The 16,016-nt window shown below is 64.5% G+C and carries 12 protein-coding genes, 1 tRNA gene and 1 pseudogene; 7 read left to right on the top strand and 7 right to left on the bottom strand.

Annotation, left to right across the window (positions count from 1 at the left end; genetic code table 11):
- Nucleotides 1-88: 88 nt before the first annotated feature.
- From glpR to KXD96_RS24165, 4 genes and pseudogenes are all read left to right on the top strand, one after another.
- Nucleotides 89-1,090 (top strand): gephyrin-like molybdotransferase receptor GlpR, encoded by a 1,002-nt coding sequence (gene glpR / locus KXD96_RS24180; RefSeq protein WP_260740788.1) that lies wholly within the window; start codon nucleotides 89-91, stop codon nucleotides 1,088-1,090.
- Between the two features lie 50 nt (nucleotides 1,091-1,140).
- Nucleotides 1,141-1,213 (top strand) — tRNA-Ala (locus KXD96_RS24175).
- 614 nt (nucleotides 1,214-1,827) lie between these two features.
- Nucleotides 1,828-2,817 (top strand): spirocyclase AveC family protein, encoded by a 990-nt coding sequence (locus KXD96_RS24170; RefSeq protein ID WP_260740786.1) that lies wholly within the window; start codon nucleotides 1,828-1,830, stop codon nucleotides 2,815-2,817.
- A gap of 55 nt (nucleotides 2,818-2,872) precedes the next feature.
- A pseudogene (locus KXD96_RS24165) lies at nucleotides 2,873-3,533 on the top strand (hypothetical protein).
- Between the two features lie 40 nt (nucleotides 3,534-3,573).
- Here KXD96_RS24165 and KXD96_RS24160 read toward each other — a convergent pair.
- From KXD96_RS24160 to KXD96_RS24140, 5 genes are all read right to left on the bottom strand, one after another.
- Nucleotides 3,574-4,119, bottom strand: a complete 546-nt coding sequence (locus KXD96_RS24160) for a nuclear transport factor 2 family protein (RefSeq protein WP_260740783.1) — start codon at nucleotides 4,117-4,119, stop codon at nucleotides 3,574-3,576.
- A 39-nt stretch (nucleotides 4,120-4,158) separates the two neighbouring features.
- Complete coding sequence (locus KXD96_RS24155; RefSeq protein WP_260740781.1) at nucleotides 4,159-5,868, bottom strand: FAD-dependent monooxygenase; 1,710 nt, start codon at nucleotides 5,866-5,868, stop codon at nucleotides 4,159-4,161.
- Nucleotides 5,869-5,950: 82 nt separating this feature from the next.
- Complete coding sequence (locus tag KXD96_RS24150; protein ID WP_260740779.1) at nucleotides 5,951-7,855, bottom strand: acetoacetate--CoA ligase; 1,905 nt, start codon at nucleotides 7,853-7,855, stop codon at nucleotides 5,951-5,953.
- Between the two features lie 74 nt (nucleotides 7,856-7,929).
- Nucleotides 7,930-8,784 carry a fumarylacetoacetate hydrolase family protein gene (locus tag KXD96_RS24145; RefSeq protein ID WP_260740776.1) on the bottom strand — a complete coding sequence of 285 codons (855 nt, stop codon included), beginning with the start codon at nucleotides 8,782-8,784 and terminating at the stop codon, nucleotides 7,930-7,932.
- A 16-nt stretch (nucleotides 8,785-8,800) separates the two neighbouring features.
- Complete coding sequence (locus KXD96_RS24140) at nucleotides 8,801-9,373, bottom strand: VOC family protein (RefSeq protein WP_260740774.1); 573 nt, start codon at nucleotides 9,371-9,373, stop codon at nucleotides 8,801-8,803.
- A gap of 250 nt (nucleotides 9,374-9,623) precedes the next feature.
- On the opposite strand from KXD96_RS24140, the gene KXD96_RS24135 reads away from it, so the two are divergent.
- Both KXD96_RS24135 and KXD96_RS24130 read left to right on the top strand, forming a co-directional pair.
- Complete coding sequence (locus tag KXD96_RS24135; RefSeq protein WP_260740772.1) at nucleotides 9,624-10,292, top strand: TetR/AcrR family transcriptional regulator; 669 nt, start codon at nucleotides 9,624-9,626, stop codon at nucleotides 10,290-10,292.
- Nucleotides 10,293-10,711: 419 nt separating this feature from the next.
- Nucleotides 10,712-11,932, top strand: coding sequence for an acyl-CoA dehydrogenase family protein (locus KXD96_RS24130; RefSeq protein ID WP_260740770.1), 1,221 nt, complete (start codon nucleotides 10,712-10,714; stop codon nucleotides 11,930-11,932).
- 127 nt (nucleotides 11,933-12,059) lie between these two features.
- On the opposite strand, the gene KXD96_RS24125 is transcribed toward KXD96_RS24130, so the two are convergent.
- Nucleotides 12,060-13,307 (bottom strand): HNH endonuclease signature motif containing protein, encoded by a 1,248-nt coding sequence (locus KXD96_RS24125; protein WP_260740769.1) that lies wholly within the window; start codon nucleotides 13,305-13,307, stop codon nucleotides 12,060-12,062.
- Nucleotides 13,308-13,369: 62 nt separating this feature from the next.
- The gene (locus KXD96_RS24120) at nucleotides 13,370-14,344 is read right to left on the bottom strand and encodes a PDR/VanB family oxidoreductase (protein ID WP_260740767.1); all 975 of its coding nucleotides are present in this window, start codon (nucleotides 14,342-14,344) and stop codon (nucleotides 13,370-13,372) included.
- A 409-nt stretch (nucleotides 14,345-14,753) separates the two neighbouring features.
- On the opposite strand from KXD96_RS24120, the gene KXD96_RS24115 reads away from it, so the two are divergent.
- Nucleotides 14,754-16,007 carry a cytochrome P450 gene (locus KXD96_RS24115; protein ID WP_260740765.1) on the top strand — a complete coding sequence of 418 codons (1,254 nt, stop codon included), beginning with the start codon at nucleotides 14,754-14,756 and terminating at the stop codon, nucleotides 16,005-16,007.
- Nucleotides 16,008-16,016: the final 9 nt, after the last annotated feature.

Raw genomic sequence — 16,016 nt, 5'->3', positions numbered from 1 at the left:
AAATTACAGGTGTGTAATTGTCCTGGTCGCTAAGACTCGGCCGCGGGTGGGCCTCGCGGGGATCGGAACCGAAGAGAGCAGGTCAGTCATGCCAAGCATTCCGCAGTCACTGTTGTGGATTTCGCTCGTAGTGCTCTGGCTGTTCGTCTTGGTGCCGATGCTCGTCAGCAAACGCGATGCCGTGCGCCGCACCAGCGACGTCGCGCTGGCGACCCGCGTCCTCAACGGCGGCGCGAATTCCCGCCTGGTCAAGCGCAGCGGCCCGGCCGCCGGTCACCGCAGCGACCCCGACTGGACGCCGCCGGAAGAGTCGGCCGACAGCGAGTTGGACGTTGCCGAGGATGAGGACGAAGAGCACGACACCGAGGAGCTACGGGCCGCGCGCCCCGTCGTCATGAAGATCGCGACACCCGAGCGCGCCGAGCCGGACTATCTCGACGTCGACGTCGTCGAGGATTCCCAGGCGCTGCCGGCGGGCGTCGAAGCGGCGGTCGAGGAGGAAGCCGACGCCGACGACGATTCCGACACCGACGTGGTCGCCAAACAGGGCGACGAAGACGACGAGGGCTTCGAATACGTCGAGGACTCTTCCGGTTTGGAGCCGGAAGCCGAAGCCGACGACGAGCCGGCGCCCGTCCCGCGGAACGCGTCGCGACGGCGCCGGTTCGACACCAAGACCGCCGCCGCGGTCAGCGCCCGCAAGTACGCCTTCCGCAAGCGCGTGTTGATGGTGATGGCGGTCGTGCTGGTCGGCACGGCCACTGCCGCGTTCAAGATTTCGCCAACCGCGTGGTGGGCGTGCGGCGGCGCCACCGCCGTGACGCTGCTGTACCTGGCATACCTGCGGCGCCAGACCCGCATCGAGGAGAAGGTGCGTCGCCGCCGGATGCAGCGGATGGCGCGGGCGCGCATGGGCGTCGAGAACGCCTACGACCGCGACTACGACGTCGTCCCCTCGCGGCTGCGGCGCCCGGGAGCGGTGGTCCTGGAGATCGACGACGAGGACCCGATCTTCGAGCACCTGGACTATGCGATGCCGATGCGCAACTACGGTTGGCCCAGGGACTTGCCGCGCGCCGTCGGCGAGTAGTGCTCGCATTTCGGCGGTCCGGCCCGCGGCTGGTAGCCTGCTAGCGATCAGGGGCTATGGCGCAGTTGGTAGCGCGACTCGTTCGCATCGAGTAGGTCAGGGGTTCGAATCCCCTTAGCTCCACCCGAGAAAATGTTGCTGAACCTGACTGCGGCGGGTTGCGGTCATCGCATTCCAGCGTCTGACGAGGCACGCCCTGGCATGGGAGCGGGAATACGCCGCGACGCCGGCGACAACAGGCGTGCGGGGCAGGCCCGACCGGCTGGATCATTCGCCCCGAGCGACGCCTGTGAAGCCACTTTCGTGAGGTGTCGCCGCCGTTCTCCTGCGGCTTGCCGGCCGAACACTCGACATCGACTGGGCCGGAACGGCATGGGCTCGGCAGGTCGCTGTCAGCGGCCGCGAGGGATTACAAATTGACTTTCGGTCATTGATATTCAGTCAGCACTCGGTATACCCTGAGCGGCGATTACGAATTCGAACCGGCTCTCAATTTTTTCGTCGGCACCGTGAAGACGGCCCGTAGCAGCCGTCCACAACCCGAGCGAAGGGAATCGTGATGGCTCAGGGCGCCATTCAAACCGGACTGTCGACAGCGGGCCCGAATGAGCCGGCACAGCTGCCTGACATCTTCACCGGGCGTGTTTGCCGACGAAGTTCGCAGCGATGCCGGATAACCAGTGAGGCCGATGGCCTCCCGCCGCATGCATGAGTCTGCACAACCGAAGGAGTTGACGGTGACGAGCGAATCGATCCTGCGCCCCGCCCGGCCGCGGCGGGAAATGATGACAGGCCCCGCACGTTCGGGCGCGGTGACGGTATGGGCCGCAATCGCGTTGGTGTGGTTGGTTATCGCGGTGCAAGCGCTGTTGCGCTGGATCGCCTCAGACGATTTCGGGCCCGCGCCGCTGATCGGCACCGACCGGATGCCCGTGTGGAATTTGGTGGCGCTGAGGGTCTTTGAGGGCATCAGTACGACGTTACTAGCCTTCCTGGTCTGGTTCTGCGTCATCAAGCCGTGGCGCAGGACGGGTGTGTTGAGCCTGGACGGCAAATTCGTCATCGGGGGACTGGCGGCTTTCGTCGCCGACGCATTCCTCAACTGCTACACGTACTTGTTCGCTTGGAATGCACACAACGTCAATCTGGGTGTCTGGACGGCGTTCTTGCCGTTCCACAACCCGGCCGCCTCGTCGCGCTACGGCGAGTCCCTGCTGTGGGGACCACCGATGTATGTGTACTTCTGCGCGGGCGTCGCGATCGTGGGCTGCTATGCCTATTCCGCGCTGCGGTCGCGCTGGGCACGGCTGTCCAACGTATCGTTGTTCGCGATTGTGTTTCTCGGCGAATTCGTTTTCGACTTCGTCGTCGAGAATCTGGCGATCCGACTGACGCACGGTTATGCGTATGCCCGAACGTACGGGCCGCTGACGCTGTGGGCGGGCAGTCAATTCCAGTTCCCGCTCTATGAGTCGTTTTTGGTGGCCGCGCTCGGGCTGTTCTACACGTGGATGCGGCTGCAGTCCATTTGGTCGACCGACGGCCTATCGCCGGTGGAGCGTGGATTCGAACGCTGGCACCCGGCGTTACAGCCGACCGTGCGCACCTTGGCAGCTATCGGATTTTGCTGCGCGGCAACGATATTGATCTATCATCTGCCCTTCAACTGGCTTGGCATTGTCGGCGCGTCGACGGCGCACCTGCCGACCTACATGTGGCCTGGCTGATGCGAGCCGCGGCATCCGATGCAAGGCGTTGAGTCGACAGAAAGGTCGGTACTCGATGAGTTCGATGGTCACTCCCAGTTGGTGGCCGCTGGTCGACGATCAAGGGTGGCCGCCCAATATCAAGCCCAGCCCCGGCGACTTCGTCGCCAGCGCCCCCGCGCAGATCACGTTTTTCTTCATCGCCGGCGCCGCTGTGGTCATCTTCGCGCTGCCGTGGGCGATTAGGGCGGCCGTGCGAAGCAGGAATTACACCCCGCTGCTGGTAATCGGCAGTGCCGCGCCTTAAGGGGGCGCAGAAGCTGTGGTTGCTGCTGGTGGCACCGACCGGCATGATGTTCGCCTACTTCGGGGTGGGCTGGGTGCACATTCTCGCGCACAACTCGACCCTGCCGGCGGCCGCGCGCTGGGTTGCGGCGGCAATCATGATGGCGCTGATGGTCGCCTGGATGTTCGTGCTGCATCATCTCGTCGGCCGGCCCCAGTCGCTGCGGGCGCCGCACTGGACCTTGTGGCGCATCTTCGCCTACGGAAAGGTGACACCGAGCCGCGGGATTCGGATGGCCATGTGGCAGAAGATGTGTGAGGAAGGCGGCGTGCGGCCTGACGACGGGATCGCGACCAATCCCGAGGCTCCGGCTCAGGCGCTTGTGGTCGGACCAGTCGTGGTCGCGAGCGGTGCGGGCGCGGTGGCTCCCCGAGATCAGGCCACCGTCTGAGCCGTTGCCGACGGCTTTGGGCGGCGATAGCCGAAGGCGTTCAGCCGCCGGCTAACTCCGGGCTGACCGTCCAGGGCTGTGGCCGCCGGGGCATCTCGAAGTCGACTTCCCAGGAGTCCGGGTGCTTGGCTTGTGGTGCGGCTCCGAAGGACAGGTGGGTGTGCAGGATCTTCCACTTGCCGTCGATCTTTTGCACCACGTCGGTTTGACGCATCTTCCAGAAGAAGTGCTTCCCGTCGTCCAACTTGCCCTCGTAAGTCTGATTCATGTAGACGAAACCGACTCCGTCCTTGGCGAAGATCCGCATGTTGATCAGGCCCAGCTCGCCCACGAATTGGGGTCCGATGTAGTTAAACCAGTTGCGAACATCTGGCCCGAAGTAGTGGCCGGGAGCCAGTATGTCGATAAAGCTCACGTCGGGGTGTTCGATGTAGTGCTCTAGGGGCGCGTCGGGATCGTCGAGGAACTGGTGGTTGTAGTTGGATTCGACGGCCTTTTCCATGGCGGCGATTTCTTTCACCGCCTCGGGGTCGCTGCCGAAAAGGGCGATGGGGTCCGCGAAGTCGGCGCTTGCTTTGGAGCTCATATCGGTCGCTCTCCTGTGATCTAGTGGATGGGAAACTTCTCAGCGGTGCAATACGGTGGCGACGGCCTCGGTGAGTGTGCCGACGGCGTCGCCAGCTGACGTCATGCTGCGCCAGGCGACGTAGTTGTCCGGACGGACGAGAATCGCTCCATCGTCACCGATTTCGCTGACCGCAGCCCACTGGCCATCCGCGTCTCGGTAGTCCTTCCCGATGGTTGCCACTTGGATCTCGACCCCGAAGCTCTCCGCGGCGGCGGCCGCCGCCGCAGCCCACGCTTGGCCGTTAGGCCCGGTGATCAACACGAATCGGCCGTCGTTGGAGGTCAGGTCGTGGGTGGACAGCCGGGTCCCATCGAATTCGAGCCATGCGTGCGGCAACCGATGACCGGGCCGCGTCGTCGGGTAATAGATCGATCCCATCGGATCCGTTGGCGGCGGTTGCGATTCGTCCGGCACCAAGGCCCCTGCGGGGTAGGAGTAGCCAATCTCGAGATCGTGGGCTTGGAACTCGGTGCGCTGAGTCTTGACGACTTCGCCGAACCGGGCCCGGCGCGCCGCCCCCATCGGAGTATCGGAGAAGAAGATCTCGAACACGGCGCGATGCATCTCGGGCGGAACGGGAACGGGCAGCAGCCCGATCCCGGCGTCGACGACGAAGTGGTTCTGCATGGTGAACAACGCCCAGTCCACGATGCGCATCCCGACGGGCTGGCGTTCGACGGCGTAGGTGTCCAGCAACGCCGGGTCGGCCTGGCCCTTGATGACCGCGGCCAGCTTCCAGGCGAGGTTGTGCGCGTCCTGCACGCAGGTGTTCATGCCCAGGCCGGTTGTCGGCGGATGCCGGTGAACGGAGTCCCCGACCAGGAAAACCCGTCCATCGGAGTACTTGTCGGCAATCGAACCCTGCACCGACCAGTGGCTGATCCGCAGGATCTCGATCGGAATCTCACCGCCGCCGAGCAGTTCGCGGATCTTGACCACCATCGCGGCCTCGTCGAGGTCCGAGTCATCGGTGGGAAGGAAAGCGAAGTGAAACGCCCATTCCTCCGAATGCTTGCCCCAGGTCGGGCCCATCGGCACCATGTTGCCGCCCGAGGGGTACGAACCCGCCTCCGGATTGATGAAATGAGCGATGAGAACGTCATCGTCCCACCACTGGGAGAAGTCGGCCTTGAGGTGGGCGGTGACGATGTCGAGCAAGTCGTGGGCGCCGACCATGGTCGCGCCGATCATCGCCCCGATGGTCTTTCCGCCGTCGGCACCCACCAGATAGTCGGCGGTCACGGTGAACTCGTCCCCGGTGGCCCGGTTTCGGATGCTCGCGGTCACCGCAGAGGCGCTCTGTGCGAGCGCGGTGAGCTCGTGATTGAACAGGATCCTGCCCGGGGCACGCTTCTCGGCGTGCTGGCGCATGATCGGTTCCAGGCGTAGCTGTGGGTAGTTCGTCGACGGGCACGGGCTGTCGCGCTGGTAGCGCTCGGTGAGCGCGCCGCCACCGAAGCAGTCCATCTTATGAAACGTCTTGCGCTGCAATGGACCATCACCGGCCAGCGTGGTCTGCCACACAACCGAGGACATATTGGCCAGTGGTGTTCCCACTGCGTAGACGTCGTCGGCCAGCTCGAACTGGCGAAACAGTTCCATGGCGCGCTGGTTGAGGTAGTGTGCCTTCGGCAGTATCGACGTGCTCTCGTGGCGTTCGACCAGGATGTGGTCGATGCCGTAACACGACAAGATGATTGACGTCATCAGCCCCGATGCGCCTCCACCAACGATGAGTACTGGAATCGTGGTTTCTGACATGGTTTTTCGCCTCCTGGAAAACTGTGGATCAAGAACGCACTGGGGCGTACCGGCCGGCCAACTCTTCGAAAGCGTCCAGGGCGTGCGGATTCCTGACCGCACCGTCGGAGACGACGGTGGCGCGTGGCGCGCCTAGGAGCAGGCGTTTGACCGGGACCTCGAGCTTTTTGCCGGTGAGGTTGTAGGGAACCTCAGGTATCGCGATGATGTCGTCGGGCGTATGCCGCGGTGAGAGCCGCATCCGCAGTTGCCGGTTGATCTGTGCGCGAAGTGCGTCGTCCAGGTGCGCACCGGGCGCGAGCTGAACGAAGAGCAGCAGTGAGCCCACGCCGCCCGACGGGTCGTCGAGGTGAATGACCAGACCGTCGTGGATCTGATCGATGTCTTGAAGCGCCGAGTAGAACTCACTGGTGCCCAGGCGAACTCCTCCCCGGTTCAGGGTGCCGTCGGATCGCCCGCTGATGACGCAGCCACCGCGGGGGTTGAAGACGACCCAGTCACCGTGCCGCCACTGTCCCGGATAACGCTCGAAGTATGCGGCGCGGTACTTGCTGCCGTCGGGGTCGTTCCAGAAGTACACGGGCATCGACGGCATCGGTGCGGAGATGACAAGTTCTCCCGGTTCGCCGACGACAGGATTGCCGTCGGCGTCCAACGCGCGGGCCAGCACCCCCAGCGCGGGCGCGGTAATCTCGCCGGCACGCACCGGAAGAAGGGGGGTGCCGCCGACGAAGGAGGTGCAGACGTCGGTTCCTCCGCTGGTGGACTGGAGATAGATGTGAGAGCCGACGGCGTCGTAGACCCACCGGAATCCTTCGGCCGGCAACGGGGAGCCGGTCGAGATCATGGCCCGCAACCGACTCAGGTCCAACAGCTCGCCCGGCCGCATCCCGGACCTGCGGCACCCCATGAGGAATGCCGCCCCGGCGCCGAACACCGTCACGCGGGTCCGCTCCACAATTCGCCACAACTCATCCGGCCCTGGGAAGGCGGGGTCTCCGTCAAACAGGACAATCGCGGCGCCCAACAGCAACCCGGATACCTGGATGTTCCACATCACCCAGGTCGTCGTGCAGTACACGAAATACGTGTCGTGCTGACTCAGATCCGAGTGCAGGCCGAGCGCTTTCTGTAGCTCCAAGACGATTCCGCCATGGGAATGAACGATCGCCTTCGGCAGGCCGGTGGTCCCGGAGGAGAAGAGCACCCAGAGCGGGTGGTTGAAGGCCACCCGCTCGTATCGCGGCGTCGCCGGCTCCGATAACAGCTCACGCCAACTGGTTTCGCCGGTCACCCCAGACCCGAGATAGGGCAGGCTGACGGTGGCGGACACGGTCGGCAGGCCGGCCCGGATGGCAGACACCTGATCGGCGAGGTCGATGGCTTTGTCGCCGTACCGATAGCCGTCGATGGCGATCAACACCTTGGGCTCAAGCTGCTGCAGGCGGTCCAGCACGCTGCGGACGCCCAGTTCCGGCGCGCAGACCGCCCAGATCGCCCCGATACTCGTGGTGGCCAGCATCGCGATCAACGCTTCGGGGATGTTGGGTAGGAAGGCCGCGACCCGGTCGCCTGGGCCGACACCGAGCCGGCGCAGGCCGGCGGCCGCTCGCGCGACCTGATCGCGTAGTTCGCGACGGGTCATACTAATAGGTTCCCGGGTCTGGGACAGGGCGGTCAGAACCGTCTGGCCATCATCCCCGCGCAACATGTTCTCGGCGTAGTTGAGGCGCACGTCCGGGAACCACCGTGTGCCAGGCATCGATTCATCCACGAGCACCCGGCTGGGATCGCCGTCGGCGACGACGACGAAGTAGTCCCAGACCGACCGCCAGAACGCCGGTAAGTCGTGCGTCGACCAACGCCACAAGTCGTGGTACCCCGAAAAGGTCAACTGTCGCTGTCGTGCCAGCCAACGCACGTACCGGGCCATTCGGTAATCACCGGGCGAATGTTGCGTTGGTTCCCAGAGGATCTCGCTGTCACTCACCGGTGATGGCGGCAGGCTCACCGGTGTTCCCGCCGGGCGACCATCCGATGGCGCATGATTCCGATGCCTTCGACGAACGTGCTCAACTCGTCGTTCGGCTGCAGGTATCGGGGGGGCGACAGCGCGAACCCGACCCCGGCGGGCGTGCCGGTGAAGATGAGGTCTCCGGGAAACAATGTCAGGATGCCCGAGAGGTACGAAATCAATTCCGGGACGGGGAAAATCAGGTCTTCGGTGCGGGCGTGCTGAACCTGTTCTGCACCGATCGAGCACCCGATCTCGAGGTCGTCCGGGTTGGCGAGTTCGTCCGGAGTCACCAGGGCCGGGCCCAGCGGGGCAAACCCCGGATACGATTTGGCGAGGCTGAACTGTTGGGGGGCCGGCGGTTTGACCTGCAGGTCGCGTTCGGACAAGTCTTGGCCGACCGTCAAGCCCGCCACATATTCCCATCCCCGCCCCGTCGGGACATTCTCGGCTCGTCGGCCGACAACGGCGACCAGTTCCGCTTCCCAGTCGACCGACCCAGGCGGCATGACGATCTCGCCATACGGTCCGGTGATCGACGACGCGAACTTGGTGAACACCATCGGGGTGTCCGGGATATCGATTCCGGTCTCGGCGGCGTGGCCGCGGTAGTTCAACCCGATTGCGAAAATCTGCCGGGGGGTTCCCACCGGCGCGCCGAGGTCGGCGGCCTCGAATTCTTCTCCAGCGATGTCGCCGAGGTCGTCGGCCCAGCTCCGGAAGTCGTCCCAACGCTCGAAGGCCTCCTGAAAACTCCCGGAGAACTCGCCGGCGCTGGCGCGCTCGACGTCGACCGCCCGCCCGCCACGTTCGAGGGCAAGGCGGCCGCCGAGATTGATCAACCGCATGGCGTCAGCTCCTCGTTCAGGCGGTGGTCAGCAGCTCGAATGGGTTGACCTGGGTGGTCGTCTTTGCCCATGTGCGCGTGGTGAGTTCGGCAACCGGGGTCCCCGCTCTGTAGGCCTTGACGAGTTCGTCGGCGTCGAAACTGGGGCCGATGGGGTCGGCGGCATACTCGGGGCCGTTCATGTAGTCGGTGGCCTCGCCCGGGGTGGCGAAGTTGTCGATCTGCAGCTCGACCATGTTCCCGTCGGGATCGCGGTAGTAGATCGACGTGGTGACGCCGTGCTGGACCGGCACCCGCGGCTCGATGCCGACCTCCCTGAGCTCTTGGTACTTGTCGAGCAGATCGCCGAGCGAGGGAAAGGTGAACGCCGAATGCGCCATGCCGGTGGTCAGCGGCGTCCGCTCGCCGAGCACGCCGGGCGGCAACCCCAGCAGGGCGAGCCGGTGATGCTCATCGTCGAAGGTCAGAAAGCACATTGCGGCGTTTTCGTAGACAGCGTGTGCACCAAGGACTTTCAGATACCAATCGCGCATCGTCGGCAGTTGACTGGTCTGCAGCACAAAATGGGCCAGACGGGGGCGTGCGGTCATCGTCTTCTCCGAATGGTGGTGGCCGGTCCTCGGCGTACATCGCCGGATCCTGCGACGCGGCGAGCCGACGGGCAGCAGACCGGGGGTATGGCCGAGGCCTGCCGCCGACGACTCGACGTGCGCAGGCTCACACTAGGGCCATATTGATTTCCAGTCAATGACTTGAAGTCGGATAAATGCCTCGATAGGCAATAATCTGTGGTGGTATATCGATGTCGGGTGATGCAGGGCAACCAAAAAGGGGCCGCGTGTGAGCACCAAGTCGGACTTAGCGCCTCGAAAGATTCAGGCTGAAGAGACCCGCCGCCGGATTCTCGATGTCGCCGTCGAGGCGTTCTCCGCCCAGCACTACGACGACGTCGCGGTCAGCGACATCGCCACCGCCGCCGGCGTCGCTCATGGGCTGCTCTTCCACTACTTCAAGAACAAGCGCGGCCTGTACCTCGCGGCGATGGAGGATGCGGCCCGAGAGTTCGACGCAGCGCACCAGGTTGACCCCGAGCAGCCCCCGGGCGCACAGATGCGGCAGCGCTACTACAACCAGTTCGCCTATCTGGCCAGGCATCGCGGCCTCGCCACCCGATTGGTCCTCGGCGGCCGGGGCGCCGACCCGGAGGCATGGGCCTTCTTCGAGGAGCAGCGTTGGCGAGAGATCGATCGCGGGTGCACCGCCCTCGGCCTGGATCCGCAAAAGCCGGCCTTGAGGATGATGCTTCGCGCGGCGACAGCCGCCGTTGACGCTGTCGCCGCCTTCTGGCACCAAAATGACCAGCCCTTCGATGTCACCGCGCTGACCGATGTGCTGTTCGAGCAGACGATTGCGGCTCTGCGCGGTGCCGCCCAACTTGATCCCTCGCTGAAAAAGCCGGTCGACAAAGCGATCCGTCAGCTGCGCGAAGGGACTGAACAGGCCCGGTGATCGAGGGCTTTGTCCACGAAATCCGGCTCGACTGAACTGTTGCGCGTCGGATCGGCGCGCGGCGGGGGGATGGCGCGCACAAATTCGTCGACTTCAAGTCATTGACAATCAGTCAAAGACAGCTACTCTTTGACGGGCACCACCTGGCCACTATCTGTGGTCAGGTGGTGCGTCCAGAGCTGGCCTCACACCGGCTCGCCGACAAGCACAGACTTGGGAGGCGCAATGGGAATGCCGAGCCGCTCGCTACAGGAATCGATGCCAATTGTGACCACCGAGGAAGGTGCGGGCGCGAAAGCCCTTCGCGGAGCGGCGCCTTCGCAGTCAAGAGCGACTCCACGTGCCTTCATGCCGTTCCGCAGGCGACCGCCCGTTGGCCTGATCCGACGGTCCTCCCTTACCTAGAAAGGTATTTGTCCATGTCTATCGACCAAGACACTCGCCCCGGGCAACAGGCCGAGTTCTTTTCGTTCCAGGACGAGCTGGCCGACGAACTCATCGCCAGGGCCAAATCCGTGCGCCCGCTATTGGAAAGCAAAGCGGCAGAGCACGAACAGAACAGCGAGTTGAGCCGCGAGGTCGTCGACAAGCTCACTGAAATCGGCGTCTTCTCGATGGCCGGGCCCCGGCGGGTGGGCGGGCTGGCGCAGTCGAGCCGCTCGATGGCCAGGGTCGCAGCGGAACTGGCCAAGGGATGTCCGTCGACCGCCTGGGTTTACACCATCTACAACTCCTGCCTGTGGTTCGCCTCGAAGTTGCCGGCGGCTATCCAGGAGCACGTCTTCGCCGACGGCGTTCCTCTTATTTGTTCACCGCAGAACGGAATTGGCCACCTGGTGGCCGACGGGAACGGCTATCGACTCACCGGACGGTGGAGCTATGCGACGGGGTCGCACCACGCCGCCTGGACGATGGTGCCTGCGGTCTCGCCCGAGCAGCTGCCCGTGCTCGCGGTGATGCCCATGTCCGACGTCGCGCTGGACTACACGTGGCAGGTCTCCGGAATGAAGGGCACCGGGTCGGACACCGTGGTAGCCAACGACGTAACCGTGCCGGCAGGCATGATTGCCGCCTTTTCCGACATCGCGGTCTCACCGCCGGCCACCGTCGACGAAGCCGTTCGCGTTGCCAGCGACTACTGGGTCAACTACCCGATCCTGCGAGCAAAGGCATTGGGCGTTCTGGTCGGATGCGCGGAGGGGTTGCTCGAGGTGATCGCCGCCAAGAGCGCGGGGCCCATCATCTATAGCAGCTACGCGCACAAGAGCGATTCGGCGGCGTATCACGCCTCCATCGGTGAAGCCGTTACCCAGATTCAAGCGGCGCGGCGCATGGTGGAGGACTCGTGCGCCCGCATCGACGCCGCGGCATCCGAGGGCCGGGTGCAGTCGGTTGAGGAACGCACCGAAGCCCGCGGCGAGGGTGCTCTAGTGATCCGACTGCTGCATGACGCCATCGAGCGGCTGCTGGATCTAGGGGGATCCTCCGGATTCGCAACAACTGCGGCCGCACAACGCTATTGGCGCGACTTCGCTATCGGGTCGCGGCACGTGATCTTCAACGCACAGATCAGCTACGAGCAGGCTGGCCGCCACTTGTTGGGCATCGAACCCGGAGTCGTGGAACCGGACATGCTGTGACCCGAAGGCCGACTGGGCTCAAATCGGCATGCATGTCAGCGCCGCTGCGGCCCGGTTGTCGGCGTTGATTATCGCGATCCGTTAGCAGCGGATGACGCGAACGGAACTCTCTGTGTCCCAACCTGTTCTAGTTGTTGCTAGGTGGTGGTTGGGGTTGGAAGGGTGTGTACCACCACCAGTCGGCGCGTTCGCCGAGGGGCCCGGGCCACGGCGGCACGGCCGGCGGGGGCAGTTTGGGTGGGCGTGCGAGCGGTCCGGGGTGCAGTGGTTGTCCGTCCTCGTCGGTGACGGTGAGATTGTCTGGGGGCCCGGTGATGGTGATGAGGCCTTGGTGGTGTAGCCGGTGGTGATAGGGGCAGACCAGCACCAGGTTGGCCAGCTCGGTGGCACCGCCGTCTTCCCAGTGGACGATGTGGTGGGCGTGCAGGCCGCGGGTGGCCTCACAGCCGGGGACCGCGCAGCTGGGCTGGCGGTGCTCGAGAGCGCGGCGCAGCCGCCGGTTGATCACCCGGCTCGCCCGCCCGGCGCCGATGACCTGGCCGTCGCGTTCGAACCAGACTTCACAGCTGGCATCACAAGTCACATAGCGGCGTTCGGCGTCGGACAGCAGCGGACCCAGGTGCAGCGCAGCCGCGTGTGCGGCCACGTCGAGGTGGGCCACCACTGTGGTGTGCTGCCCGTGGGGGCGCCGTACCGCCTCGACATCCCAGCCGGTCTCGATCAGGCGCATAAACGCCTCGAGGTCGCCGGGCATCGGCGCCGCGGCCTCAGCTGGGGGCTGGCCGGGGGCGCGCTCGTGTTTCCACTGGGCGATCAGCGCCTCACGATGAGCCGCCAGAGCGGCCTCGAACTTCGCCGCATCCAGCTTTGAGAGGGTGATCCGCCAACGGCTGAACTCCTCACCGGGGGTCTTGGTGATCGAGGGCTGCGGTGCCGGCCGAGGATCGGGAGCCGGTCGCGGTTCGAGCTTGACCGCGGTGCGCAGCTGGCTGACCGTGGCGACCCCGGCCAACTGCGCATAATGCTCATCAGATCCCTGCCCGGCGCGGGCGGCGATGACCCCGATTTGATCCAGCGACAGCCGACCTGCCCGCATGTCCGCCGCGCAGCGCGGAAACTCCTCCAGCCGGTGCGCCACGGTGGCGATGGTGTGGGCGTTGGCCGAGGACGAGCCCAGCTTCCAGGCCACCAGCGCCGCCACCGAACGTGCCCCCGTCATCCCGCACAGCCCGTCGCGATCGATCTCGGCCACGATCTCTACGAGGCGCCCATCAATGGCGTTGCGCTGACCGGCCAACTCCGCCAACTCCGCAAAGAGCACCGCCAGGCGCTCTTTAGGGCTCACCACCACCGGAGGAGATGCGATCGAAGACATAACCACATCATCGCAACCGGGTACGACAAAAACCGGCCGTCGACGTTAGGGCGCGGATCAGTTCACAGATCGAGAACGAGGCGCTTGCCAAGGCAGCGCGAAACGCAGATCATCATCGACTCGCCGGCCTTGCGTTCTTCGGGGGTCAAAAATGAATCGCGATGATCCGGTACCCCTTCGAGTACGTCCGTCTCGCAGGTCCCGCAGGTGCCCTCCGAGCACGAGCTCAGGACCTCGATGCCCGCCTTGCGAACCTCGGCGAGGATCGTCGAATCCGCCGGCACCGTCAGCGTTATGCCCGATTGTGCGCACACGAGCTCGAACTCCTCGTTGGGGCCGGCGTCGGTGACCGGCTTCGGCGCGAAGCGTTCGACGTGCAGGGCGAGTGATTCGGTTGCGCAGACGTTTTCCATCGCGGTGATCAACGGCTCGGGCCCGCAGCAATAAACGGCGGTGTCTTTGTCGGCGTCGCGGACAAAGGCCGCTAGATCGAGCAGGCCGAACTCGTCCTGCGGGCGGATCACGACCCGATCCCCGAACTTCTCGAGCTCGTCAACAAACGCCATGGCGGTCCGGGACCGGCCGCCGTAGAGCAATCGCCATTGCGCCCCAGCCGCTTCGGCGGCATGAACCATGGTCAAAATGGGCGTGATGCCGATGCCCCCCGCGACGAAAAGATAGTGTTCAGCCGGATCCAGGTGAAAATGATTGCGCGGCCCCGCGACCCGCAGGGTGGATCCGACGTGTACCTGGTCGTGTAGGTAACTGCTGCCGCCCCGGCTATTGGGCTCCCGCAGGATCCCCAGGCGCCACGACAATTTGTCCGACGGGTCCCCGCACAACGAGTACTGCCGGACAAGGCCGTCGCCGAGTAGCAGATCGATGTGGGCACCGGGTGCCCACACCGGAAGCTCGGTCCCATCGGACTTCTGCAACACCAGGCCGAGGCAGCCCTCCGCTATCAGCGCGGCGTCACGCACCGTCACCTCAAGCGTTTCGACGGCGGCCCCGTCCTCGCCGTGAAGGAGTTGTGGCATGTTGATCTCCGCAATATCACGGCCGTCACCGATGCGATGGATCGATCAACGGTTCGTCTATCGGCGCGATAGCCCACTGGCTACGCCGCCGCCAAGCTCAGGCTCCTATGTACCGGTTCGTTGACTTGATGTCAAGCAAAGCCTGGCGCAGTGGGTTGGCGCAAGGCGCTCAGTGGTAACCCGAGGCGGCCTCGACTTTGAGTCATTGATTCTCGGTCAATATTATGTCTAGTATGTGACCCAACGCACCGTAGGTCGGGAAGGAGCTCCGCGGTGGCCGCACCACAATTGCGCCGGACGCCCTCTCCCGCCGGTGTGGTTCGGCGTGGCAAGCGAAGCTTCCCGCGCTGCGACTGAAACCGTTCTTGATCCGACGAGCCGGTATTCCAACCAGGAAGAGAAATAACCTATGTCCGAAACGATCGACCCGGAAGTCCAGGCCGAGCTGTCGGTGTCCGAAGTGATCGACACGGATCTCCAGGCCGAATTGTCGGGCTACAGCAGCTATACCTCCACACCCGATCGGGCACTGGCATTGTTCGAACGTGCCCGGGAGGCCGGTTGCCCGGTGGCCCACAGTGACGAAATGGGCGGCTTCTACCTGGCCCTCGACTACGCCGACGTCAAGAAGTTGCACAGCGACTGGGAGACCTTCTCCTACACGCCCACGGTCGTGTTGCCGGTCGTCGACAGGCCCGGGTTCCCGCCGCTGGAATTCGATCCCCCCGAGCACACCGCGTGGCGGGAGATCATCACGCAGGCCTTCAACGCCGACACCCCGGCACTGGTCGAGGACGGTGTCCGGGAGGACATCAACCGACTCATCGACAGTTTCGCCGCCAACGGCTCGTGCGATCTGGTCAAGGACTTCTGCGAAGAGTTTCCGCTGTTCGCGCTGTGCCGTGTGATCGGATTCGATCCCGAGAAGCGAAGCACCGTTCGAGAAATGACGCTGCGGCTCGTCGCGGACTTCGAAGATCCCGAGAAGGGCCCCAAGGCCTTCATGGACTTCGCCATGTTCGGGGCCGCCGAGGTCATGGCACGCGCGGAGAACCCTCGGGATGACTTCTTGACCGAACTATCCCGAGCCCAACTGAACGGACAACCGTTGGGCCCGTTGGAGATCGGTCAGATCATGAACTCATTCCTGATCGCCGGCCACGGAACCAGCGTGGCTGCGATGGCCAGTCTGCTCTACGAGGTGTTGACCCGTCCTGAGGTGGTCGAGCGAATCAAGGCCGATCCCAACCTCATACCCGGCGCCGTTGAAGAGACCCTGCGGTTGCATACACCGTTCTTCGGCCTGTATAAGCGCGCCACCCGCGACGTCGAACTGGGCGGGGCGAACATTCCCAAAGATAGTTACATCCAGGCCTGCTGGGCGGCGGCCAACCGTGATCCCAAGGTCTACGAGCACCCCGACGAGTTCGACATAGACCGAAAGTTCGGACGCAAGAACCGGCACCTGACCTTCGGGTTCGGCGTTCACGCGTGCCCCGGCGCGCCGACCGCACGGATGGAATTGCGGATTGCCCTCGAGGAGCTCCTGCGCCGGCTGCCCGACATCACCCTCGTCGACCCCGAAGCGGTCACCTACGAGTTTCGCGGAACGGAGACCGCCGCCATCACCACCCTGCCCGCGACGTTCACGCCAAAACCGTGAAGGAGTGTC

The organism is Mycobacterium sp. SMC-2 (assembly GCF_025263485.1).
Lineage (GTDB): Bacteria > Actinomycetota > Actinomycetes > Mycobacteriales > Mycobacteriaceae > Mycobacterium.
The sequence above is the reverse complement of the archived record's forward strand: the minus strand, read 5'-3'. Positions and strand labels throughout refer to the sequence as shown.

Coding starts and splice junctions, on each gene's coding strand:
- KXD96_RS24120 (WP_260740767.1), bottom strand. CDS start 14,344: ATGCCACAACTCCTTCACGGCGAGGACGGGGCCGCCGTCGAAACGCTT.
- KXD96_RS24115 (WP_260740765.1), top strand. CDS start 14,754: ATGTCCGAAACGATCGACCCGGAAGTCCAGGCCGAGCTGTCGGTGTCC.
- KXD96_RS24130 (WP_260740770.1), top strand. CDS start 10,712: ATGTCTATCGACCAAGACACTCGCCCCGGGCAACAGGCCGAGTTCTTT.
- KXD96_RS24140 (WP_260740774.1), bottom strand. CDS start 9,373: ATGACCGCACGCCCCCGTCTGGCCCATTTTGTGCTGCAGACCAGTCAA.
- glpR (WP_260740788.1), top strand. CDS start 89: ATGCCAAGCATTCCGCAGTCACTGTTGTGGATTTCGCTCGTAGTGCTC.
- KXD96_RS24160 (WP_260740783.1), bottom strand. CDS start 4,119: ATGAGCTCCAAAGCAAGCGCCGACTTCGCGGACCCCATCGCCCTTTTC.
- KXD96_RS24150 (WP_260740779.1), bottom strand. CDS start 7,855: ATGGCCCGGTACGTGCGTTGGCTGGCACGACAGCGACAGTTGACCTTT.
- KXD96_RS24155 (WP_260740781.1), bottom strand. CDS start 5,868: ATGACGTCAATCATCTTGTCGTGTTACGGCATCGACCACATCCTGGTC.
- KXD96_RS24145 (WP_260740776.1), bottom strand. CDS start 8,784: ATGCGGTTGATCAATCTCGGCGGCCGCCTTGCCCTCGAACGTGGCGGG.
- KXD96_RS24125 (WP_260740769.1), bottom strand. CDS start 13,307: ATGTCTTCGATCGCATCTCCTCCGGTGGTGGTGAGCCCTAAAGAGCGC.